Below are 23,451 nucleotides of genomic sequence, written 5' to 3'. Positions count from 1 at the left end.
GTAGTTGAAACTGTATGTTGTAAATATTATCATAGAAAAATAATTCTCATATTGAAGGCCAGATGATTCGAGAAAAACAATAATAATGATTTATGAAACACGATGTACTGATATCATACTCTAGCAAGGATGAAAAAATTGCCAATGCAATATGTAATAAATTAGAACAAAATAAAATTAGGGCATGGGTGGCTCCAAGAGATATTACACCAGGTAAATCCTACGCTGCAGAAATAAACAATGCTATAAAAAACACTAAATGTGTTGTACTAATCTTTAATAGTCATTCTTTTAGTTCGCAATGGGTAAGAAAAGAAATTGAAAGAGCAGTTGGGTATGGTAAAATCATTATACCATTTTTACTTGAAAATTTAGAACTAGATGACGAATGGAATTTATATATATCTTCTGCTCATTGGTTAGATGCAATGAATAAAGAAATAGAGGTGGCTATAGAAAATTTATGCTATTCAGTTTTAAAATTAACAGGTAGAAAATTGAATCATATTATTAATGAGAATAAGGATGCTGATAAAGAAAGTTATAGTAATAGAGCAAAGCAAAAAGAAATAGTCTATCCAAAGAAAGAGGTAGTCTTTAGTGATAATTTCATTGGGACAAGCAATTTTATAACTAGCAGTAATGATGAAACTCATTCGCTTAAGATTGAAGATGGTAAGTATTGGATCCAACTCAAAAAAGATGATCAAAGCTATAATGCTTACACAGCAATAGGTATTGACACAGAAAAAGATTTTGAGATACAAACAAGAATTACTAAAATTTCAGGTACTCAAGAGCATGGTTATGGATTAGAGTATGGTAGGATAGATAATGATAATCAATATTGTTTTATTATTACGGGAAATGGGCATTTTAAAATCTGTAAAATACGAAGAGGAAAAATAAAAGAAACACCGGGTTGGACTTTAAGTGGTGCAATTAATAAAGGTGATGGTGCATCAAACATCTTAACCATTAGGAAAGTTGGAAATAATATTATTTTCTTAATAAATAATATTGAAGTGTATTGTCTAAGTCCATTTAAAAGCTTTTTGGGTAAGAACTATAGATTCTTTGGTAATCTAATCGGTTTTATGTTGAATGATAAACAGGAGGTTGCAGTAGAATATATTGAGGTAGCTTATTTAAATTGACCTTGCAAAGAAAAACAGTAGCTAACTAAGCGTAAATTAAAAGAAGGATTAGTGAATTTTTAGGGGTAGCTGTTTAATTTAAATTTAGTAATTACTATTCAGTGGGCATGATACTCTTGCTTATGGTGCTTTGCGGTTTAAAGATTTTGGATGTCGATACATAATGCCTCAGGCGTACTGTTTTTTATATTGGCAATTGGTCATTTCTGGCTCAATAGAAAGGCATTTCTAAATCATTTAAAAAAAGCCAAAGGAATAAGCATCGCAAAAGAACTGGGTTTGGCATTCATTCTTTTTGTAATTGTTGTTGTATTATTTCCTTTGCATGCGTATTTATAGTTTGTGACTTAATAGCGCGAGTTTTGTTTGATATGAGTAAAAACGCATTTGCTTCTCATCCCTTGGGTGTATGAATAGAAAAAGCATTAAAGTAAGAAACCTTGATGCTTTTAGTTGCGGAGAGGAAGGGATTCGAACCCCCGATACGCTTTTGGCGTATACTCGCTTTCCAGGCGAGCCAGTTCAACCACTCCTGCACCTCTCCAATGTTGCAATAATTGAGTGTGTCCACAAAAGTAAAATAAAATTGCAGATTTAAAAAAGTTAGGGAATATAAAATTTAACAATTTGCATATTTATTTATGCTGAAAATAGAAGGGGTTTACGAAATGACATTCGAAGTTATTGGTAAAATATACTCCTAAAATAATTTATCGATATCGTTTAGTCAGGGCTAAAATTCAGCCAAACAAGTAAAATTTATTCTTTTCTTTCTTACAGGATGCACAAATGTAATTTCTTCGGCATGCAACTTTAGGCGATCAGCCTTCAAGCCATAAAGAAGATCACCAACGATTGGGGTATTAAGTCCAAGAGGATGAGCTGCATGTACACGCAATTGGTGTGTACGCCCTGTGATAGGGTAGAAGTGTATTCTGCTTTGTGTTGAAGTACGTTCAACAATGTTCCACTTGGTAAAAGCTGACTTGCCATGTTCGAAACAAACCAGTTGACGAGGACGATCATCCAAATCAACACGCAAGGGCAAATCAATGGAGCCAGAATCTTCCTTAATGATACCATCCAAAAGTGCTACATATCTTTTCTGAATGTTTTTGTTGAGAAACTGTTTCTGTAGGTTTTCGTGTGCAGATTTTGTTTTGGCAATAAGCATTAAGCCCGAAGTTGCCATATCAAGACGATGAACAATTAGTGGACCATCAGCATCTGGATATAGAGTTTTTACTTGGGTATATACAGATTCTTGTTCCTCTTTCCCTGGTACCGACAATAGTCCGGAAGGTTTATTGATAATGGCAATGGTATTATCTTCATGAAGAATTTTGATGGCAAGATTCTTAGCTTCTTCTTTTGATTTTTCTATGACCAATCCTTCTAGCATGTGCCCCAGTATGGGTTCACACTTGCTTTTACACGCTGGGTAAAAGTAAGCATGTTTGCGAATTTCTTTTTTAGGAGAATTTCCCCACCAAAATTCTGCCATGGCAATTGGTTGAAGTTGATTCTGAAATGCATATTGCAACAGTTTAGGAGCACAGCAGTCGCCAGTACCGGCAGGAGGAACCTTAGCTTCGGTCTCCTTAAAAATATCGCTTGCACTTTTTTCTTTTCCTTCAATATTTAAAAATAGGTAGCTGTCGAATATTTGCTTTTGCAGCTGAGCTGATTGGGTTTTACGTGCCTGCTTTAAGGCTTTAATTTGTACGTAATGCTCATCTACTTTTAATTGCAAGCCTTCAACTCTTCTTTTACATTCTTTTTTTAGTTTGTTGAACTTGCTTTTCTCTGTTTGGCTTTCTTTTACAAGATCTTTTAAAATGCTCTCTTTGTTAGGATGATTCTCTGATTCTGCTCGCTTGCCTTGTCTTACTTTTTTGGCATTCGCCATTTCAAGTTTAGCGGCTTTTAAAGTTTCATTTGTATTTTGAACTTCATCATCCAATTCTTTCTGAATTTGTTTTAGAGTCGGTGAATTTTCTGCTTTGTAAATGGCTTGGTTGATTTGATTCAGTTCAGCTTCACCTTTTCGAAAGAATCCATTGGGATTGGTTATTTCGAATACCTGCGGAACAAATGGAACCTTAGTTTCATGTGAATGATAGTTACCTGAATAGGCAGCAATGTAGCCAAGTTCACCCAAGTGGTTTTTTACAATCAACACACCATACATTTTTCCTTTGAAATTGAGATTTGGCATCCCAATTTTATCTTGTAGTTCTTTAGCAGCTTGTATGCATAAAGGGTGAGGTGTATAGTTAAATGGATTGGTAAAACTCTTGGGAAGTTCCCTTGCTTCCTGTGTTTTATTGAATGTGATGAAACAATGCATTCGTAATTACAAATAAGAGAATTGGATTCAGTATTTGCAAAAGAAGTGGTTTTTGTAGCCAGATGCAATAAAAATCATTAAAGTTTTTTAATTCAGTTATTTTAATTCTGCTAGAAGATGAATTTGAACTCTAATAATGAGTCAAATTACAGAAAAGACAGAGTTAGTTGATGAAATGGTAAGTGAAAATCTCTAAGAATTGATATGGCTATCAAAATCAAATTAAGAACCTAGTTTAAACCTAAATGAATTTAGATTAAACCATGAATTTTGTGCCAATACCTATGTTTAGATTTTGATTTAAACAGTAGTACAATGAAAAGAAAGAAAAGGAAATTACTGGCAATATATTTGGTTGGTTGTATAGGCTTTTATTCATCGTGTAAGGATAAAAATGATGGAGAAGAGAACTATCTTAATCCAAATTTATCAGTTGATGTTAGGGTAGAAAATTTGCTATCTCAAATGACTTTGGAGGAGAAAATTGCCCAAATGTGTCAGTATGTTGGACCTGAGCATATCAGGGAGGCAGAGATGGTGATGAGTGAGAAAGACCTACACGACAATGATGCTATGGGATATTACCCGGGTTTGTCAGTAGAAGATCTGGAAGATATGACACGCAAAGGAATGGTAGGTTCGTTTTTACATGTGAAAACACCGGAAGAAGCCAATCATTTACAAAAACTGGCCAGAGAAAGCCGATTAAAAATCCCGGTATTAATAGGAATTGATGCGATTCATGGAAATGCCTTAAATGTAGGAGCAACTGTATATCCAACGCCAATAGGAATGGCAAGTACCTGGGAGCCGGCTCTTGTTGAGCGTAGTGCTCGTGAAACTGCTCTTGAAATGCGTGCCATGGGTGCACAATGGGCATTTACTCCAAACATTGACATTGCTCGTGATGCTCGTTGGGGTAGAGTTGGAGAAACATTTGGGGAAGATCCACATTTGGTTTCAGAGATGGGAGTTGCCATGATTCAAGGTATGCAAGGAGATAATTTCACCGGAGAAGATAAGGTAATTGCCTGTGCCAAACATTTAATTGCCGGTAGCGAACCGGTAAATGGACTTAATGCTGCTCCTATGGATGTTTCGGAACGAACATTGCGAGAAGTTTTTCTTCCTCCTTATCAGGCGGCTATTGATGCCAATGTATTCTCTATGATGGCAGCGCATAACGAATTAAATGGGGTGCCATGCCATTCCAATCATTATATCATGACCGAATTGATGCGCAATGAAATGGGCTTCGATGGTTTCTTTGTCAGCGATTGGATGGATATTGAGCGATTGGTGGATCTGCATTTTGTAGCCGAAACTGAAAAGGAAGCCTGTTATTTATCGGTGGATGCTGGAATGGATATGCACATGCATGGGCCAAGATTTCACGAGCCTGTAAAAGAATTGGTTGAAGAAGGCCGACTAAGCGAAGAAAGAATTAACCAATCGGTGCGTAAAATTCTTGAGGCAAAGTTTCGTCTGGGATTGTTCGAAAACCCTTTTACCGATTTGGAAATGGCCAAGAAGCAGATATTTGCCAAAGAACACCAGCAAACTGCTCTGGATATGGCACGAAAATCAATTGTCTTATTAAAGAATGAAAATATACTGCCTATAAATACGACAAAATATCGAAGAATTCTGGTCACAGGACCTAATGCAAATAATCAAACGATTATGGGAGATTGGTCGGCAAAACAACCTGATGAAAATGTGCTTACAATATTTGAAGGTTTGAAACAGGAAGCGCCGGCAAACTGTAAATTAAGTTTTTACAATTGTGGTGAGACTTTATTGTCAATTGAAGATTCAAAAATTGCAAAGGCCGCATCACTCGCCAAAAATCATGATTTAACCATTGTAGTTGTTGGTGAAAATTCCATGCGTTACAAATGGGATGATAAAACATGCGGAGAAAATACAGATCGTTCAAACATTCAATTGCCAGGAAAACAACAAGAATTGGTAGAGGCTCTGTGCAAAAGTGGAAAGCCCGTTGTTGTGGTATTGGTAAACGGAAGACCTTTGGGAGTAGAATGGATTGCCAATAATGTTTCTGCTCTATTGGAAGCATGGGAGCCCGGAAGTTTTGGAGGTCAGGCATTGGCCGAAATTTTGTTTGGGAAGTTTAATCCAAGTGCAAAACTTCCTATTTCCATTCCACGAAATGCAGGGCAAATTCAAACCGTCTATAACCACAAACCATCTCAGTATTTTCACAAATACAAAGCCGATGAAAGTAGTGCCTTATTTCCATTCGGATATGGTTTAAGTTATACCAATTTTGAATACAGCAATATAAAACTGAGCAAAGAAAGAGTTAAAAAGAATGAAAGTGTTCAGCTTTCAGTACAGCTTACCAATGTTGGGAATCGAAGAGGTGATGAAATCGTACAGCTTTACATTCGTGATGAGTATAGCTCGGTAACACGACCTGTAAAAGAATTGAAAGCTTTCAAAAAGATAGATCTTGCACCCAATGAAAGTTCAGTTCTGGAATTCGATATATCGCCTAAGATGCTTGAATTCTATGATATTAACATGAATAAGAAGGTGGAAGCAGGCAAATTCATAGTAATGATTGGTGGATCATCACTTGATGAGGATCTTCACAAGTTGACGTTTGAAGTGATTAAATAGGAATTACAAGAATAAAAAAGAGCAATAAATATCATTTATTGCTCTTTTTTTTGCTGCTTGCATCAGCTCATATCATTTGTTTTAGGAGCCATATTTACTTGGACTAACACCATAAAACTTTTTGAATGAAGTACTGAAATACTTAGGGTCAGAAAAGCCTGTACTGTAAGCTATTTCACTAATACTATATTTCCCTGTTTTTATGAGTTCAGCTGATTTTTTTAATCTGATAATTTTCACAAAATCCTGAGGAGACTGATCCGTCAATGCTTTCAGCTTTCTGTACAATACAGGTCTGCTCATAAAGAGTTTTTTACTGAACTCTTCAACTGAGAAATCGGTATTATCTAGGTTTTCGTTTACAATATCCATACATTTCTGAATAAATTCCTGGTCGAGTTCATTTTTGTAATTGATTTGCTCGGAAGTATCTTCCTGTTTCAAGAATTTATCTTTCAGAACCTTATGAGAATTCAAGAGATTGGAAATTTTCGATTTTAAAATTCTCAAATCAAAAGGTTTCTCAATGTAACCATCTGCACCTAATTCATAGCCTTCAATTTTGTAATCGGAAGAGGTTAGGGCTGTTACTAGTATAATTGGAATATGACAGGTTTCGATATTCTTTTTTAAATGATTACAGAATACTCTGCCATCCATTTCGGGCATCATAATATCCGATACAATAATATCAGGTTCATCTTCTTTGATCAGTTCAAGAGCTTCTTTACCATTGGAAGCCTGCATAATTTGATACGAAGAGCTTAGTTCTTTTCCAAGGAAGTTATTCAGTTCTTTACTATCTTCTACAATTAAGAGTTTTGGAAGATTCGTATCTGGTTTTGGTAATTTATCTGCTTTGTTCTCTTTTACTTCAGGCTTAATGGAAGTTCTAAATACGGGAATGTATTTTTCATCGGTCTGTTGATCGATAAAATCGTTGACATTGAAGTGCTTATTACCCATTTTGAACTTGATAAAGAAGCTGGTGCCGGCTTTAGGTTTACTGGTAAAATTAATGGTGCCTGAATGAGCATTTACCAGTTGTTTCACAAGTAGCAGGCCTACGCCACTGCCGGTTTCCTCCGAGTTAATGGCATTTGTAGCACGGTAATATCTTTTAAAGATGTTTTCCTGTTGATTTTCAGGAATTCCTATTCCACTATCCTCAACTTTTATTAAACATTGATTACGCATTAACTCAATACAAATGCTTATTTTTCCTTCCTCAGGAGTATATTTAATTGCATTGGAAATCAGGTTGTAAAAAATCTTATCAAATTTTAAGTGGTCATACCATAATTCAATTACTTCTTGGCTTGATAGCAATTGAAAATGTAACCTTTTCTTTTCGAGCAGGGGTTGGAATGAACTGGACACTTCGGTCAGATGCTCTACCAAATTGTGTCTGCCAACCTGCAGTTGCATCTTTTTCATTTCGGCCTTTTGAAAATCCAGCAACTGGGTAAAATAGGTTGTGAGTTTATCTACATTTTTAAGAGCCATATTAAGCAATTCTGAATCTTGCTTAGGTAAATTTTCTCTTGACGAAAGGCTGGTTAAGGGCGATTTTATTAAAGTTAGAGGTGTTTTTAAGTCATGAGCTACATTAATGAAAAACTGAATTTTCTCATTGGAGTTCTTTTCTTGAATTCGGATTCGGATAAATTTGAAAATAAAACTAGCAATCCCTAAGAAAAGAATAAGGTAAATAGCATAAGCCCAGTAGGTTTGCCAGAAAGGAGGTTGTACCTTAATGGTAATTTGTCTTTGTTTTCCATTCCAATCATCTTGCAGGTTACTGGCCCTTACTTTAAAAGTATAGGTTCCGGGATGAATGTTGGTATAGTTGGCTATGGAAGCAGAAGATGAAGGAGTCCATTCATCTTCGAATCCCTCTAATTTCCATGAGTAACGATTCTTCACAGGATTTGTGTAGTTAATTCCTACAAAATCAAAAGAAAAGGAGTTTTGGTGGTAATCCAGTACGATTTCCCGGATTAAGTCGATATGTTTTGAAAGCGGTGTATTAGGATCACCTATTGGATAAGATTTATTGGATATTTTAAAATCGGTAAAAAATATCTTGGGCGCTATTAGTATTTTCTGAATCTGAAGAGGATCGAAGGATACAAATCCACTTTCGCCACCAAATATCATTTTACCCTTTGAGGTGATGCAAGAGGCTCCAATACTGAATTCTTTAATGGACAAACCATCCGAAATATCGTAATTTACAAACTTCCTGCCAGGAGGATTAAAAAGAGATAAGCCATTTGTCGTACTCAACCAAACTTGCTCCTTTTTATCGGGAAGAATGCCATATATGGTGTTAGAAGGCAAACCGTCTTTCTGTGTAAAGTGGCTGAATTGTTCTGTTTTAGGGTTGAAAATATTTAATCCACCTCCTTCTGTTCCGATATATACCTTACCATTTTTATCTTCATAAAAACAAAAACAGGCACTACTGCTAATTGCATCAGGATTATTTTTGTCTGGCACAAAAAGTTTGAACTCCCCATTGGTTCTGTTAAAAAGATAGAAACCCTCACGACAACCAATGTATAGGAAGTTGGAACTTCCTTCATATATATTCTGAACGCTATAAATTGGATAAGAAACTATCTTTTTCGTAGTTGGATTGTATTTTAACAACTTGCCCCTGATTGAGCCAATCCATATATTCCCATCTCTGTCTTTTAAAATTTCATATACGTAAATGCTTCCTTCATTTTCTTCCAGCACATGTTTAGGAAATGCAGGCTGAATCTTTCCTGTCGATAAATTTAATTGATCTATTCCGCCACCATAACTGCCAATCCATATTTCATTACTGCTTACCTGTTCAAGGCTAAGGATTGTATTGCTGCCTATTTGTTTCTTCTGATTTGTCTTGTTGTAAAAGTGTTGCCATTGATTGGTAGAAGGATTTAATTTGCTGATGCCTTTTTTGGTTCCAAACCACATGTTCCCAAATGAATCTTCAAGAACTGCCCTTCCTGTATTATTGGCTAGTGAATTTTTCTTGTTTACAATGTGTTGTATTGGTTTAAAAGGTAGGAAGTTAGGGTCGTAAATGTTAACGCCTCCTCCATAAGTGGCAATCCAAAAACGATTTTCGTCGTCACGAAGTAAATCATATACACCATTACTACTTAAAGAATTAGGCTTATCTTCATTGTGATTAAATTTTCTTACAATTTCAAAAGATTCGTTGATTATATAGGCTCCAAGACCATCAACACCTACAAGATAGTATCCTGAATTAATAGGAATAATTTTTTTAATCCATATTCCATCTGCAATTTCATTACTAAGACTATTACATTTTGTAATTTCTTTTTTGGCTAAGTCCCAAATAAAAACTCCATTGTCAATTGTACAGATCCATATTCGGTTTATCGCATCGCGGAACAGGTAATTGCAATACGAATTTGATAATTGATATTTGTTGGTTTTTAGTTCATTTAGCGGGCTTATTCTATAATTTTTAGCATCTATTTTAAATATTCCATTGCTTGTTCCAATAATAAAATGCTGTTGATCGAATGGTAAAATGGACAAAACAGGAGTGTTGATCTCTTTAATTTTAATCAACGAATCTTCTTTTGATTTAAAAATGTAGGCTGAGTTATCAGCACCTATTAAGAGATTACCCTCACTATCTTCAGTCAATACATTAATGCGCAAAGAAGCCAATTCTTTTGCGTTTGTGCCTTCTACCCTGAAATAAGTATCCTTTTCGGCATCATAGGAAAAAAGTCCATTTAGTGTTCCTACCCAAAGTTTGTCACTTTGATCCACTAATAAGGTTTTGGCAACATTTGTCTCCGAGTTTAACTCATCTTCAGACATCAGTTTGTAATGTTTGAACTCGTATCCATCGTATCGGTTAACCCCATTTCGTGTGCCGAACCAAAGAAGTCCTTTAGAATCTTCGGCAATAGAATATACAATGTTATTGCTCAGTCCTTTGTGTATGGTAAGGTGCCTCAGGTCTAATCCTTTAACCGAAAAGCAAACTGAGATTAAAAGTGATGTAAGTAGTAAGTAAAATTTCTGCATCATATTGGCTAAAATATTCATCGCAATCAATAAAATTGACTGGTGATCAAACTTGTAACAAATATACGGATTGAAGCTTAAACTCGCAGAGAAACAGCGCGAAAAGAACGGAAAACACACCATTGAAGAACGATAGTTAAACCCTGATATGTGACAACAGAAAGTATTTTCGTTTCTTTGTTGCAGAAAGAAATGTTAACGCTGTTAAGAAAGGATTTTATTATTATTCTTTAATCTGGAAACCATGGTGTTTATTGCATTACAGAGTCCTTTATCATTTTATGGCAAATGTAGGACGTGGGGTTTACAATTTAAGTTTGAGAAGAATGTGTGAATGTTGAGTGATTGTCTTCTTTAGGCTCAGAAAAACAGGTTGTTACCATTGAAGGTTTGCTTCGGGATAAGATGGAGAGAACGGTAATTTAAGCTTTTAGAACTATGAATGAACCCGTTTCGATTGTGGGATAGCGAATTTAGCAACTGTTAACATTAAATCTAAATTTCAATGAAACGACTTAAAATTATTCTTTTATTTCTGTTTTTGGGGCTGCAATCCTTTGCACAAAGCCAAATAACAGGAACAATAAGCGGAACTGACGGGTTGACCCTACCCGGTGTAAATGTATTGGTAAAAGGTACATCTGTTGGTACTACTACCGATATTAATGGAAAATACACGATTGATGTTCCGGGAACAGAAGCGGTCTTACTTTACTCTTTTATTGGTTTTGAAAGTCAGGAAATTCCTGTAGGAAACCAGAAGGTGATTGATGTAGTGTTGCAACAATCAACCGAATCATTGGAAGAGGTAGTAGTTGTAGGCTATGGTGAAGTTCGCAAACGTGATGTTACTGGTTCTATTTCAAAAGTAAAAGAGTCCGAAAACGTTGCCAGACAATACTCCAGTGTTGATGCTCTTTTGCAAGGACGTTCTTCAGGTGTACAGGTAGTATCTAATCCGGGTTCTCCAGGTGCAGCGGTAAGTGTTCGTATTCGAGGTACAAACAGTTTGCGTGGAAACAACGAGCCATTGTATGTGGTTGATGGTGTCATTATTAGTTCTGCAGGTGAGGATGTATTGGATGCTTCTACTGACGCCAATGAGCTTCAGTCTCCTCAGAATGGGTTGACAGGTTTGAATCCTCGTGATATTGAAAGTATCGAAATTTTAAAAGATGCTTCGGCAACAGCAATCTACGGTTCCCGTGGTGCAAATGGTGTAGTTTTAATTACTACCAAGCAAGGACAAAAAGGCGATGGCAAAGCAAAAATTAATGCCTATGGTTCTGTTGAGTTTTCATGGATTTCGAAGAAGTTAGACATGCTCGATGGTGTGGGATATGCGAAATATCGTAATGAAACTGCATTGTTGGAAGGAAATAAAGTAAACTTCCATATTTCTCCTGACAATAAAGTGTATGACATTACCTATGTAACGGATCCTAATACAGGAATAGAATCTCCGGTTATTGCGCAGAATCCTATGGAGGATAAAAACTGGCAGGATGAAGTATATGAAATGGGAATTACTCATACCGAAGGTGTAACTGTTAGTGGTAGAGGTGAGAAGTCGAAATATTATTTTTCTGCTGGTTTTGCTGATCAGAAAGGGATTGTTGAAACTTCGCAAATTCAAAGAGGAGACCTTCGATTGAATATGACCAACGAACTAACTGATAAGTTAGAGTTGGATACCAGAGTTTCCATGATGTACCAGGATGGAAGTTTTGCACAATCAGGAAGTAAATCGGGAGGAAACCGAAGCTTTACCAAGCAGGTATTGTCATATACTCCACTAGTAGGTTTTGGAGATGAAGATAGTGATGATCTTGATCTTGATGTTTCAAATCCATATGCTTGGCTTACTGATTACCAGGATGAAACCAAGGAGCTTAGGATTAATGCTTCATCATCGCTTACTTACGAATTGGCAAAAGGATTAAAGTATAAGATTCAGGGAGGATTGGACTATCGTAATAAAGACAGGTCAAGATTTTGGAATACAGGCGTATTTAAAGGACAGAAGGAAAATGGAGTGTTGGCCATGTCTACCCTTGATCGCTATTCTTATACAATGGATAACCTATTGATGTACAATACAAAGTTGAATGATAACCACCGTATCAATACTACTGTTGGTGTTACCTTCGATGGAAGTCATGCAGAAGCTTCGGTATATGAGGTTACGGACTTTCCAATTAAATCATTAGGGATAGATGCTCCTGAATTGGGACGTATTATTACCCAGCCATTGGATAAGATCACAACCGAAGAGTCAATTCTTTCATTCCTGGGTCGTGTGAACTATAGCTTAATGGATAAGTATGTATTTACTGTTAGTTTCCGTGCCGATGGATCTTCTAAATTTGCCGATGGAAACAAGTATGGTTACTTCCCGGCAGCTGCTTTTGCATGGAGAATAATTGAAGAAGATTTTGTGAAAGACCTAAACGTTTTTGAGAATTTAAAATTGAGAATGGGATGGGGACAAACAGGTAACCAGGCCATTGATGCTTATAGTACACTTAAAAACTACAATACGGTATACTATGTAGATTCCAATAATAATACATCTATCGGAAATGTAGCAGGAAACATTTCAAATCCTGATTTGACCTGGGAAACAACTACCCAATACAATGCAGGTTTGGATATGTCATTTTTCAGAGGTCGTTTGAGCCTGGTAACAGATGTTTACTATAAGAGAACAGAAGATCTTTTGCAGGAAATTCAAATTGGTTCTTCCAATGGTTTTTCAACAATGCCAATTAACAGAGGAGAGATTGAAAACAAAGGGATTGAGCTATCTCTTGATGGAATTATTATCAATAAAAAAGACATTTCATTAAATGTTGGTGGTCATATCTCCTTTAACAGAAATAAAGTAGTTGAATTGGGCTTGGATCCATCTTCGGTATGGAACAATGGAGTTGAATCGAAAGAGGTATTCTACCTTGGAAATAACGTTTCTACAGGAACATATTTTAAAGCTCCTGCCAATATTTTTATGGAAGGTAAAGCTGTTGGAATGCTTTGGGGATATAAAACCAATGGGATTTATCAGGATGAGGCAGCGGCAGCAGAAGGACCAACATACCAGGGAAATGCTAATGTAGCAGGTGATGTTGTTTTTGTTGATCAGAACGGTGATGGCAATATCAATGAATTGGATAGAACCTTTATTGGGGATCCAAATCCTGATTTTACTTATGGTTTTAATATCAATTTTAATTACAAGCGCTTTACTGCCAGTGCATTGTTCGAGGGAGTTTATGGCAACCAGATTGCCAATGGTAACTCAATGGAGATTGCATTTGCAGAAGGAAACAGTAAAAATGTACTTTCCGAAGCATATTATAATGCATGGCGTCCGGGAGCAGCATCCAGTTCTCACCCAAGAGTTGGTTACGATCTAAATGAGGTGTTCACCGATCGTATTGTGGAAGATGGTAGCTATTTCAGAATGAGCAATATCACTTTAGGTTATGATCTTCCGGTAGAATCCCTTGGTCTTAGCAAAGTGAACCTATATGTAACAGGACGCAACCTGTTTACCATTACAGATTATAGTGGATACGATCCGCAGGTAACAAGTTTTATGTACGACGGAACCATTATGGGAGTTGACTGGACAGGCACTCCTAATGCCAAAAGCTTTTTGGTTGGTTTAAATGTAACATTCTAAGGATCTATAAAACGAAAAATTATGAAATTAAAGATAAAAAATATACTTTCTTTCATCTTGGTAGGAGCAATGTTGGGAGCATGTTCCTTAGATGAAGATCCAACTTTTCCTTCAGAAGAATTACTTTTTTCGGATATTGAAGGAGCGAATACTGTTTTAAATGGTTGCTATTCCGGATTAGCTGATTTTAATTATTGGGGTGCAGACTTCCATCACCTTACCGATTTGGGTTCGGGAATGTACAACACCAATAAAGATGCAAACCTAAAAGATATTGCAGCTTTAAATCCATACTCTTCTCAAAATTACGTTGAGAATGTTTGGAAAGGATGTTTCAGAACCATTGAACGTTGCAATGATTTAATTGCAGGTATAAACAAGAGCAGTTTAAGTGAAGATGCTACCAAGGACATATTGGGACAAGCTTACTTCCTAAGATCATTTACTTACTTTAATCTTGTTCGTTTGTACGGTAAAGCACCACTACGTATCGAGCCTGCCAGCAGTAAAAATGTAAATGCAGGATTAAGTTCTTCAGCTCAAATTTATGAGCAAATTATTTCTGATGCCAACAAGGCTAAAGAATACCTGGATGATTTTAGACTTGATGGTCGCCCAACAACTTATGCTGCAAACATGTTACTTGCAAAAGTGTATATGACTCTGGCAGCTAATCAAACCAGTGCAGAAACAGAATATTGGCAGTTAGCTTACAATGAAGCAATCGAAGTGTATGGAAAATTCTCATTGGTTGCTGATTATCGTAGCCTTTGGTTCGAAGAAACCAGCAACTATACTTCTGAATCTATTTTTGAGATTGCAGGAAATGTTGAAAATACACTTCGTCACCTACAACTTTTCACGGCCAGTAATGGTAATCTTGGGAGAAGTGTTTGGGGAAGAATTAAGCCTAATGTGGAAATGTATGACCAGCATGCAGCAGCTTATTCTGCCGATCCAAGAATTGGAGCAACTTTCCAGACTGAGTGGTACAAATACAATTCTGCAGGAAAAGCTACACTTCAGAAAACTTATCCTGTTTTCAAAAACAGACAGAATAAGGATAAAAGTTATCCCTTTCTTGCCAAATATTTCATAAAGAACCCAGAATCTTTAAATTATAATACAAATATGAATTTGGTAGCATATCGTTACAGCGATTTGTTATTGATGCTGGCTGAAATAGAGAATGAACTGAATGGACCTGCCAATGCATATCAATATGTGAACGAAGTATTGGATCGTGCAAGAAATTCGGCAGATGCACCTTCGGCTGAACCAACAGACTGGACTGGCTTGAGCCAGGAACAATTCAGAGAAGCAATTATGGCAGAATACAATTTTGAGTTGTTAGGTGAAGGACACGATTGGTTCAATGTTCGCAGAAGAGGATATGATTATTTCAAAGAAAAAGTGATTGACGCGCATAACAATACTCCAATCTATGATTTTAATAAATCAAGAGATGTTGAATATGCAGACAATGCGAGAACAATGTTGTTCCCAATTCCAGCGTCTGAAATTACGGCGAATCCTAATATTTCTGCCTCAGATCAAAATCCTGGATATTAAAACAAGTCCGAATGTATGATTGAATATGTGTTGGTCATTTTTGGCTAGTACCAACGCATATTCATCACTAACCAAAAAAATCTGAAAAAAATGAAGAATTATATACGAACATATTTCATGTTTGCAGCATTGCTTGTACCTGTTTTTACAGCTTGTGATGATTCAAGTGAAATTAGTCCATTAGAAAAAGAACTATCCTTACCAGTTCTTTCAGAATATGAAACAGTGGCCTCAGGACCTAAAGAGTTGATTCAAACCGCAGAGGCAAATGTAAATGTTGCCATAGGTGATTATTCTTTTAATTTGGCAGGAGTTAGTACCGATAGTGGTGAAGATATTAGTGCCGTATCCGATTTGTTTGGCATTGATTCTGAAACCGGAGTGATATCGATTAGCTCGACAAATGGGAAGAGTGCTTCTGAATTGGCATTTGGCAGATACAGCTTCAGCGTTGGTGTTAGCCATATTGGTGGAGTAGAAGTTTTTGAAAATATTGCTGCCATCGATATTATTGATTTGCCTTTTACCATTGCTTACAATACCAACCAGTTTGAATTGGCTTTCGGTCAGTTGGGAGAATTTGCTACAGTTGCAGTAAGTAGCGACAATGAAAACCTTGAGGTATTAAGCTATGAATTAACGGAGGCTCCGGAAGGTATCGAGATTAATGGTACAACGGGAGCATTGAGTAAAACCTCTAAGAATGTACCGGCAGGAGTGCACCAATTGTCACTAAAAGTTCAAACCAACGAAGGAGTTAAGAATTTTACTGAGCTTGTTGAGTTGACCGTAGGTGACCGACCACAATTGTATTACACAAACAATGGAGTACAGTTTACAAACGTAACAATCTCTTCATGGTCTGGCTTTACTGCCGCAATTGGAGGTAAAACGGAAGATTTGGGAACTAGCTTAGAATATAAACTTAAGGATACTGATATTGAAGGTTTAGATATTGATACCAATTCGGGAGAGATTACACTTCCAGAAGATAAAAATCTAGATGAAGGAACTTATGCTGTTAGTATTATTGTTTCTGATGAAGGTGGCTTTGAAGTGAATTATACTGATTTGTTCACTATTACTGTTGCTAACTCATGGGAGCAAATTGCATTTGATGATATAGATGTATCGGCTTATGCAGATAAAGAATCTCGTCCGGTGAACGACCAGTATGCCTATTTCGAAACAAGCAAGTTAAATGCTTCTGCAGTTGAGTTTATCTCATACAAACATTCACCTGATGGAGGTACAGGTTTTGTTGCCTACGGATGGTCTTTCAATCTTGGTAAGAATCTGGAAATTGATGCTCCATTATTGCGCGAAGTTGATATGGATGGCACTTACCGAAAAATGAAGGTTTCCTTTGGAGAAACTTCAGTTGGTAAAATTCAGTCGGATAATGTGTTAAGAAGGTTTTATTTTGGATATACCAAAACAGAACTTATCGACAATTCAAACTTTGTTGATGCCGAGTGGAACTTATTAATTGATGACAATAGTGACAAGTGGGCTGTAAATAATTATAAAACAGATTTTAAACAGATCGAAACAGAATTTGTAATTGATGATCCTGCTCAAGACAAGTTATACTTGCAATGGAGAGTAACATCTACTACACCAGCAACAGGCTTTACAAGAGCTTGCTTCAATGCTGTAAAGATTGAAGTTGTGAAGAAAACAGCTCCTGTTTTTGAAGAATAATCGAATAGAAGATCTTTTTAGGTAATCGGAAAGATGACTTGAAAAGAAATGAATAAGTAAAGGAGAGTTGAGGATGGTTTGTTCCATCATCCTCTCCTTTTTTTTAAAACTTTTTTTGAGATCCATCTCAAGGATTGATTTCAAAATAGACCAGAACAATCTAATCATGAAACGATTAAAAAACTCCTCACTATTGTTAACTGGCTTACTGGGACTGGCAGCTACAGAATCCTGTTCCGTTCATCAGGAGGAAGTTAAGCCCAATATCCTTTACTTTCTTGTGGATGATATGGGGGGAATGGATGCCCATTATCTGGGGTCGGATTTTTATGAAACCCCAAATATGGATAGGCTGGCATCTCAGGGGGTAAAATTTACCAATGCCTACGTTAGCCATCCGCGTTGTGTCCCATCCCGTTATTCAATAATGACTGGGAAATATCCGGCAAGAATAAACCGTCCGGGGCCAGGGAAAATGAAGCTTGAAGAAGTAACTGTTGCAGAAGGTTTGAAGGAAGCTGGATACTCTACATTTTTTGCAGGCAAATGGCATCTTACGATGGGAGGAGAAAGTATGCCGGAGAATCAAGGTTTTGACTACAATATTGCAGGAGGGCATGCAGGAGCACCTATTTCTTACTTTTACCCCTATAATTCGCCTGCACATCACCAGTTTAAAACACCTATATTAGGACTGGAAGATGGTCATGAAGACGAATATCTTACCGACAGATTAACCACCGAGACAATTGAGTATTTGAAGCAACATGTTGGCAATCATCCGGATCAGCCTTTTTTTGCCTTCCTGTCTCATTACGGAGTGCATGAGCCTTTTCATGCTAAGAAAGAGTACATTGAAAAGTTCAAAAGGAAATTGGATTCCATTGAATTTAAGCAGCCGGAATTTATCAGAGAAAGTCATGGTTATACTAAAATGAGGCAAGACAATGCTGAATATGCTGCCATGCTTTACAGTGTAGACGAGAGTTTAGGTAGGCTTATGAAAACATTGGAAGACCTAAAACAAATGGACAATACGATTGTAGTATTTTACTCTGACAATGGAGGATTATCAAATACAGGAACGGAAGTTCGTCCATTGGCTACCTCAAATTATCCATTGCGAGCTGGTAAAGGTCATTTGTATGAAGGGGGAGTGCACGTTCCTTTGGTCGTAAAATGGAATGGAGTGACAAAACCAGGTTCCGTTTGCGATGCACTGATTACGGGAACAGACTTTTTTCCCACTTTTCTGGAGGCAAGTGGAATGAGCTTGCGCCCACAGGATCATTTAGATGGTCAAAGTTTTCTTTGGGCATTGAAGGGAGAACAGAACCCTAATCCACAACGAGCAATTTACTGGCACAACTGTTTGGCCAGACCATTAAGAACAGGAGACTACAATAGCACAGCAGTAAGAAGGGGCAAGTATAAGCTTATCGATTTTTATCTGAAAGATTCTTTGGAATTGTATAATGTGGAAGATGATATTATGGAGAGTGAGAACCTTGCCGACAAACTACCTGAAGAGCGTGATGAGCTATTGCAACTAATTCAGGACTGGCGCAAGGATGTAAATGCGAATATGACAATGAAGGAGAGTAAAAGTACAGTAAAAGAGTACAATCATTAATTGCTCACTGAGCTGTCAAATACAATTTTGGATAAGATTAAACCTGTTGGTTTTTTATATCTTCTAAGTCTTAAAATCAAAAAAATGAATTACAAAAATATATTGCTTACCGGGATGATAGGATTGGGATTAACACCAGCCTGTATTCCTGAAAAGAAAGAGATAAAACCAAATGTATTGTTCTTTCTTGTTGATGATATGGGGTGGATGGATGTAGGCTATCAAGGCTCAAAATTCTATGAGACTCCCAATATCGACAAACTGGCTGAGCAGGGAGTACAATTTACAAATGCCTATGCTACGCACCCAAGGTGTGTGCCTTCAAGGTATTCTTTGATTACAGGAAAATATCCCGCAAGGGCACAAATGCCTGGACCGGGCGAGGGGAAACTTCGACCTGGAGATGAAGGCAAGCTAAAGGCTGATGAAGTTTGTTTGGCTGATGCTCTAAAGGCAGGCGGATATTCTACTTTTTTTGCCGGTAAATGGCATTTGGCAACCTCAGGAACATACCCACAGAATGTAGGTTTCGATATCAATATTGCAGGAGGCCATGCAGGATCACCAATTTCGTACTTCTATCCTTACAATGAAGGAAAACAAGCAGGCAAAAAGAATCCGATAGAAGGTCTGGATGAAGGAACCAAAGGGGAATATTTGACAGACAGGATTACGGAAGAAACGGTTGAATATATTGAAAGTCAGGTTGCAAATCATCCGGATCAACCTTTTCTGGCATATGTATCTCATTATGCAGTTCATGAACCCTTGGAGGCCAAGGAAGAATATGTGAATAAGTTTAAACAGAAACTTAAGACCATGAGCTACGAAGCACCTGAATTCATTGAAGAAGGAACTGGAACCACTAAAATGAGGCAAGACGATCCGGTTTATGCTGCCATGATTTACAGCATGGATGAAAGTTTGGGAAGGATTACCAAAACATTGGAAAAGCTGGGGCAACTTGATAATACCATCATCATCTTTTTCTCTGATAATGGAGGTTTGTCGAACAGAGGTTTTAGGCCTAGAAGGGTAGCTACCTCCAATTATCCATTACGAGCAGGAAAAGGACATTTGTATGAAGGGGGAGTTAGGGAACCTATGATTGTGAAGTGGCCTGGAGTTACCAAGGCAGGAACAAAGTCTGATGCAATTGTAACGGGAACGGATTTTTTTCCTACGATTCTGGAAATGGTTGGCTTGCCATTACAACAGGAAGCTCATGTTGATGGAGAGAGTTTTGCCTGGGCTCTTACCAGGGCTAAAGTCCCAAAAAAGGATAGGGCTATTTTTTGGCACTCACCAATTTCTCGCCCTCATGCAACAGGAGATGAGAATTGTAGCGCCATTAGAAAAGGGCCTTACAAGCTGATTGAGTGGTATGATGAAGGTCGAATTGAATTGTACGATCTGGAAAAAGATATTCAAGAGAAAGACAATATAGCAGGTGAAAATTCTAAACTGGTTAAAGAACTCTTAGTGGAACTCACAGACTGGAAAAAAGAAGTGAATGCGTATATAAAGGAATAATTTTATAGTGACAAAAGTACTAGTTGTAGTAACTGCAAAATATATTAAATAATGAATTTGAATTTAAAATCATTATCCTGTTTAGGACTTGGATTATTGGGTGCCATGGGTGCCATGGCTGTAAAGAAGGAAAAACCAAATATATTGTATTTCCTGATAGATGACATGGGGTGGACTGATACGGGTTATCAGGGATCAAAATTCTATGAAACACCAAATATTGACAAGTTGGCACAGGAAGGGGTTAAATTTACAAATGCCTATGTAAGTCACCCTCGTTGTTTGCCATCGCGCTATTCTATTATAACAGGAAAATACCCGGCCAGAGATTGGGTGCCAGGATCAAATGAGAAGCAATTAAAAGGAGGAGAGACTACCCTAGCTGTGCCATTTAAAGAGGCTGGATACTCAACTTATTTTACCGGGAAATGGCATTTGGCTTCCAATGAAAGTTTACCGGAAGATCAAGGTTTTGAAATTAACATTGGCGGAGGTCACGCAGGGGCACCTACATCTTATTTCTATCCATATAATGTTAGGAAGAGTGGTAAGCCGGGTAAGGAGCGTCCTATTCATGGATTGGATGATGGAGTAGAGGGTGAGTATCTTACCGATAGATTGACTGATGAAACCATTCAGTATTTGAAAAAGCAGCATGAGGAAACACCAGATAAACCATTTCTTGCCTACGTATCGCATTATGCTGTTCATACCCCTTTTCAGGCGAAAGAGGAGTATGTGAAAAAGTTCAGAAAGAAATTAAAAACAATGCATTACGATGGACCTGAGTATATCAGCGAGGGTACGGGGCAAAGAAAAATGCGTCAGGATAATGCTGTTTATGCAGCCATGATCTACAGCATGGATGAGAGTTTGGGCCGTTTGGTGAAAACCCTCAAAGAGTTGGGAGAGTACGACAATACCATTATCATTTTATTTTCTGATAACGGAGGTTTGTCGAATCGAGGAACAAATCAGCGTCAATTGGCTACTACCAATACCCCATTGAAGGCTGGAAAAGGACATCTTTATGAAGGTGGAATTCGTGAGCCTATGCTTGTAAGATGGCCAGGAGTAACCAAAGCTGGAACAGAAACGGATGCTGTGATTATCGGATCAGACTTTTTCCCAACAATGCTTGATATGGCCGGATTGCCATTGCATCCTGAAGCTCACCTTGATGGAGAAAGCTTTGTTTGGGCATTAAAAAACAAAGCAAATCCAAACCCTGATCGTGCATTTTTCTGGCATTCACCAACCGGAAGACCTCATTCAACTGGCGATTCTAACTGTAGTGCTGTTCGCCAGGGCGATTATAAGCTGATGGAATTTTTTGACCAGGGACGAGTGGAGCTTTACAATGTGAAAGAAGATATTTCTGAAGCGAATAACTTAAGTGAAGAAATGCCTAAGAAAACGGCAGAGATGTTGGAAACCCTTCATAACTGGAAGAAAGAAATTGACGCCTTTAAAAAAGTAAAGAAGGACAAAAGCAAGAAGAAAGGGAAAGGCAAAGGCAAGAAAGGTAAAAAGGTACATTGTCATTAGTAATTATCGACAAATAACTAAGGACTTGTAACGAAATACATAAAAAACTCAATCAATGAATGGATTTAAATATGCAGTTGCAGGCTTAGCGCTGGGTATGTGCTTTAATATGACGGCCCAAGCTCAGCAACTGCCAAAGCTGGAAAAAATTAAAAAACAAAAGCCACGCAATGTGATCTTCATTTTGACCGATGATCACCGTAACGATTTTATGGGCTTTACAGGGAAAGTACCTTGGCTGGAAACACCTAATATGGACAAACTGGCTAAAGAAGGTGCTCATTTCAAGAATACATTTGTTACCACCTCTTTGTGTTCGCCAAGTCGTGCATCTATTTTAACCGGTCAGTATTCGCATTGTCATACAATTGTAGATAATTATGCACCAGATCCGGGCAATCTTGTTTATTTCCCACAATACCTGCAAAAGGCAGGGTACGAAACGGCTTTCCTTGGAAAATGGCATATGGGTGACCATGGTGATAAGCCACAACCTGGATTCGATCATTGGGAAAGTTTCAAAGGGCAAGGAATCTATTACAATCCCGAATTGAATATTAACGGAGAGCGTATTCAGTATAAGGACTCAACTTACATTACTGACTTGTTGACTGAACATGCCATCGACTGGTTGGATCACAGAGACAAGGATAAACCTTTTTTCATGTATCTATCGCACAAGGCAGTGCATGCAGAATTTGAGCCTGCCAAAAGACATAAAGGCAGATACAAAGGAAAAAAAATTACATTGCCTCCTACTTTCATCCAGACTAAAAATGGTGAATACCAGGATTTAAAATGGCCGGAATGGGTAAAGCAGCAGCGCATTAGTTGGCATGGTGTTGATTATATGTACCATGGAAATGCCGATTTTAATGAAATGGTACAGAAATATTGTGAGACATTATTAGGGGTTGATGAGAGCATTGGTGCCGTTTTTGATTATCTTAAGCAGCATGGCCTTGATGAATCTACTATGGTAATTTACATGGGAGATAATGGCTTTAGCTGGGGAGAGCATGGTTTGATTGATAAAAGACATTTCTACGAAGAGTCGGTTAAAGTTCCTTTCCTAGTTCGTTGTCCTGAACTTTTCAAAGGAGGGAAAACAATAGAAAAAATGGTGCAAAATATTGATGTTGCGCCTACTATACTGGAAATGGCTGGATTGAATAAGCCCGAATACATGCCGGGACATTCATTTACACCATTACTGAAAGGTGATGAAAGCAATTGGAGAGATCGTATTTTCTATGAATACTATTGGGAGTATGATTTTCCAATGACTCCAACCGTTTTTGGTCTTCGTACCGATCAATACAAATACATTCGCTATCATGGTGTCTGGGATAGAAATGAATTGTATGACATTAAAAATGATCCTGACGAAATGTACAACCTGATTGATAAGCCAGAGCATCAGGAATTGGTAAAAGATTTGGCCAATCAGTTGTATGATTGGTTGGAAAATACCGATGGTATGAATATTCCTTTAAAGCGAACAGTAAAATACCGTTGGGGGGATTATCGTCATGAGAATCAATATTAACAAAGAATA

11 protein-coding genes and 1 tRNA gene are annotated in these 23,451 nt (G+C 37.4%); 9 read left to right on the top strand and 3 right to left on the bottom strand.

Translation table 11 applies throughout. From position 1 onward, the window contains the following. Positions 1 to 92 precede the first annotated feature (92 nt). Positions 93 to 1,157, top strand: a complete 1,065-nt coding sequence (locus DF185_RS03625) for a toll/interleukin-1 receptor domain-containing protein (protein WP_110359339.1) — start codon at positions 93 to 95, stop codon at positions 1,155 to 1,157. A gap of 456 nt (positions 1,158 to 1,613) precedes the next feature. Here the strand turns inward: DF185_RS03625 and DF185_RS03615 are convergent. Together DF185_RS03615 and DF185_RS23920 are read right to left on the bottom strand one after the other, a co-directional pair. Beyond that, positions 1,614 to 1,701: transfer RNA gene (locus tag DF185_RS03615), tRNA-Ser, on the bottom strand. A 189-nt stretch (positions 1,702 to 1,890) separates the two neighbouring features. Next, positions 1,891 to 3,507 (bottom strand): RluA family pseudouridine synthase, encoded by a 1,617-nt coding sequence (locus DF185_RS23920; protein WP_110359337.1) that lies wholly within the window; start codon positions 3,505 to 3,507, stop codon positions 1,891 to 1,893. Positions 3,508 to 3,822: 315 nt separating this feature from the next. Between DF185_RS23920 and DF185_RS03605 the strand changes: the two genes are divergently transcribed. Beyond that, the gene (locus DF185_RS03605) at positions 3,823 to 6,153 is read left to right on the top strand and encodes a glycoside hydrolase family 3 N-terminal domain-containing protein (protein WP_110359336.1); all 2,331 of its coding nucleotides are present in this window, start codon (positions 3,823 to 3,825) and stop codon (positions 6,151 to 6,153) included. Between the two features lie 81 nt (positions 6,154 to 6,234). Here the strand turns inward: DF185_RS03605 and DF185_RS03600 are convergent, their stop codons facing one another. Next, the gene (locus DF185_RS03600) at positions 6,235 to 10,221 is read right to left on the bottom strand and encodes a hybrid sensor histidine kinase/response regulator transcription factor (RefSeq protein ID WP_165835931.1); all 3,987 of its coding nucleotides are present in this window, start codon (positions 10,219 to 10,221) and stop codon (positions 6,235 to 6,237) included. 502 nt (positions 10,222 to 10,723) lie between these two features. On the opposite strand from DF185_RS03600, the gene DF185_RS03595 reads away from it, so the two are divergent. The 7 genes from DF185_RS03595 (at position 10,724) to DF185_RS03565 (ending at position 23,442) form a co-directional block, all read left to right on the top strand. Then, a complete protein-coding gene (locus tag DF185_RS03595) occupies positions 10,724 to 13,903 on the top strand; it encodes a SusC/RagA family TonB-linked outer membrane protein (protein ID WP_110359334.1) in 3,180 nt (1,059 codons plus the stop codon). A 21-nt stretch (positions 13,904 to 13,924) separates the two neighbouring features. Then, entirely contained in the window at positions 13,925 to 15,475 is a 1,551-nt protein-coding gene (locus DF185_RS03590; protein ID WP_110359333.1) for a RagB/SusD family nutrient uptake outer membrane protein, read from the top strand. Positions 15,476 to 15,565: 90 nt separating this feature from the next. Beyond that, positions 15,566 to 17,179 (top strand): hypothetical protein, encoded by a 1,614-nt coding sequence (locus DF185_RS03585; RefSeq protein ID WP_133249941.1) that lies wholly within the window; start codon positions 15,566 to 15,568, stop codon positions 17,177 to 17,179. Positions 17,180 to 17,345: 166 nt separating this feature from the next. Next, positions 17,346 to 18,812: a sulfatase gene (locus DF185_RS03580; protein ID WP_165835930.1), complete on the top strand. Its 1,467-nt coding sequence runs from the start codon at positions 17,346 to 17,348 to the stop codon at positions 18,810 to 18,812. Between the two features lie 84 nt (positions 18,813 to 18,896). Continuing rightward, complete coding sequence (locus tag DF185_RS03575; RefSeq protein ID WP_110359330.1) at positions 18,897 to 20,345, top strand: sulfatase; 1,449 nt, start codon at positions 18,897 to 18,899, stop codon at positions 20,343 to 20,345. A 51-nt stretch (positions 20,346 to 20,396) separates the two neighbouring features. Beyond that, entirely contained in the window at positions 20,397 to 21,893 is a 1,497-nt protein-coding gene (locus DF185_RS03570; RefSeq protein WP_110359329.1) for a sulfatase, read from the top strand. A gap of 55 nt (positions 21,894 to 21,948) precedes the next feature. After that, positions 21,949 to 23,442 (top strand): sulfatase family protein, encoded by a 1,494-nt coding sequence (locus tag DF185_RS03565; protein WP_110359328.1) that lies wholly within the window; start codon positions 21,949 to 21,951, stop codon positions 23,440 to 23,442. Positions 23,443 to 23,451 lie beyond the last annotated feature (9 nt).

This window comes from Marinifilum breve (assembly GCF_003202155.1).
In the GTDB taxonomy this organism is placed as follows: Bacteria; Bacteroidota; Bacteroidia; order Bacteroidales; family Marinifilaceae; genus Marinifilum; species Marinifilum breve.
This window is presented reverse-complemented; position numbering and strand designations above follow the sequence as displayed.

Bases quoted from the DNA above. Each gene is read 5' to 3' on its own strand.
- DF185_RS03625 (WP_110359339.1), top strand. From the start codon at position 93: ATGAAACACGATGTACTGATATCATACTCTAGCAAGGATGAAAAAATT.
- DF185_RS23920 (WP_110359337.1), bottom strand. From the start codon at position 3,507: ATGCATTGTTTCATCACATTCAATAAAACACAGGAAGCAAGGGAACTT.
- DF185_RS03605 (WP_110359336.1), top strand. From the start codon at position 3,823: ATGAAAAGAAAGAAAAGGAAATTACTGGCAATATATTTGGTTGGTTGT.
- DF185_RS03600 (WP_165835931.1), bottom strand. From the start codon at position 10,221: ATGATGCAGAAATTTTACTTACTACTTACATCACTTTTAATCTCAGTT.
- DF185_RS03595 (WP_110359334.1), top strand. From the start codon at position 10,724: ATGAAACGACTTAAAATTATTCTTTTATTTCTGTTTTTGGGGCTGCAA.
- DF185_RS03590 (WP_110359333.1), top strand. From the start codon at position 13,925: ATGAAATTAAAGATAAAAAATATACTTTCTTTCATCTTGGTAGGAGCA.
- DF185_RS03585 (WP_133249941.1), top strand. From the start codon at position 15,566: ATGAAGAATTATATACGAACATATTTCATGTTTGCAGCATTGCTTGTA.
- DF185_RS03580 (WP_165835930.1), top strand. From the start codon at position 17,346: ATGAAACGATTAAAAAACTCCTCACTATTGTTAACTGGCTTACTGGGA.
- DF185_RS03575 (WP_110359330.1), top strand. From the start codon at position 18,897: ATGAATTACAAAAATATATTGCTTACCGGGATGATAGGATTGGGATTA.
- DF185_RS03570 (WP_110359329.1), top strand. From the start codon at position 20,397: ATGAATTTGAATTTAAAATCATTATCCTGTTTAGGACTTGGATTATTG.
- DF185_RS03565 (WP_110359328.1), top strand. From the start codon at position 21,949: ATGAATGGATTTAAATATGCAGTTGCAGGCTTAGCGCTGGGTATGTGC.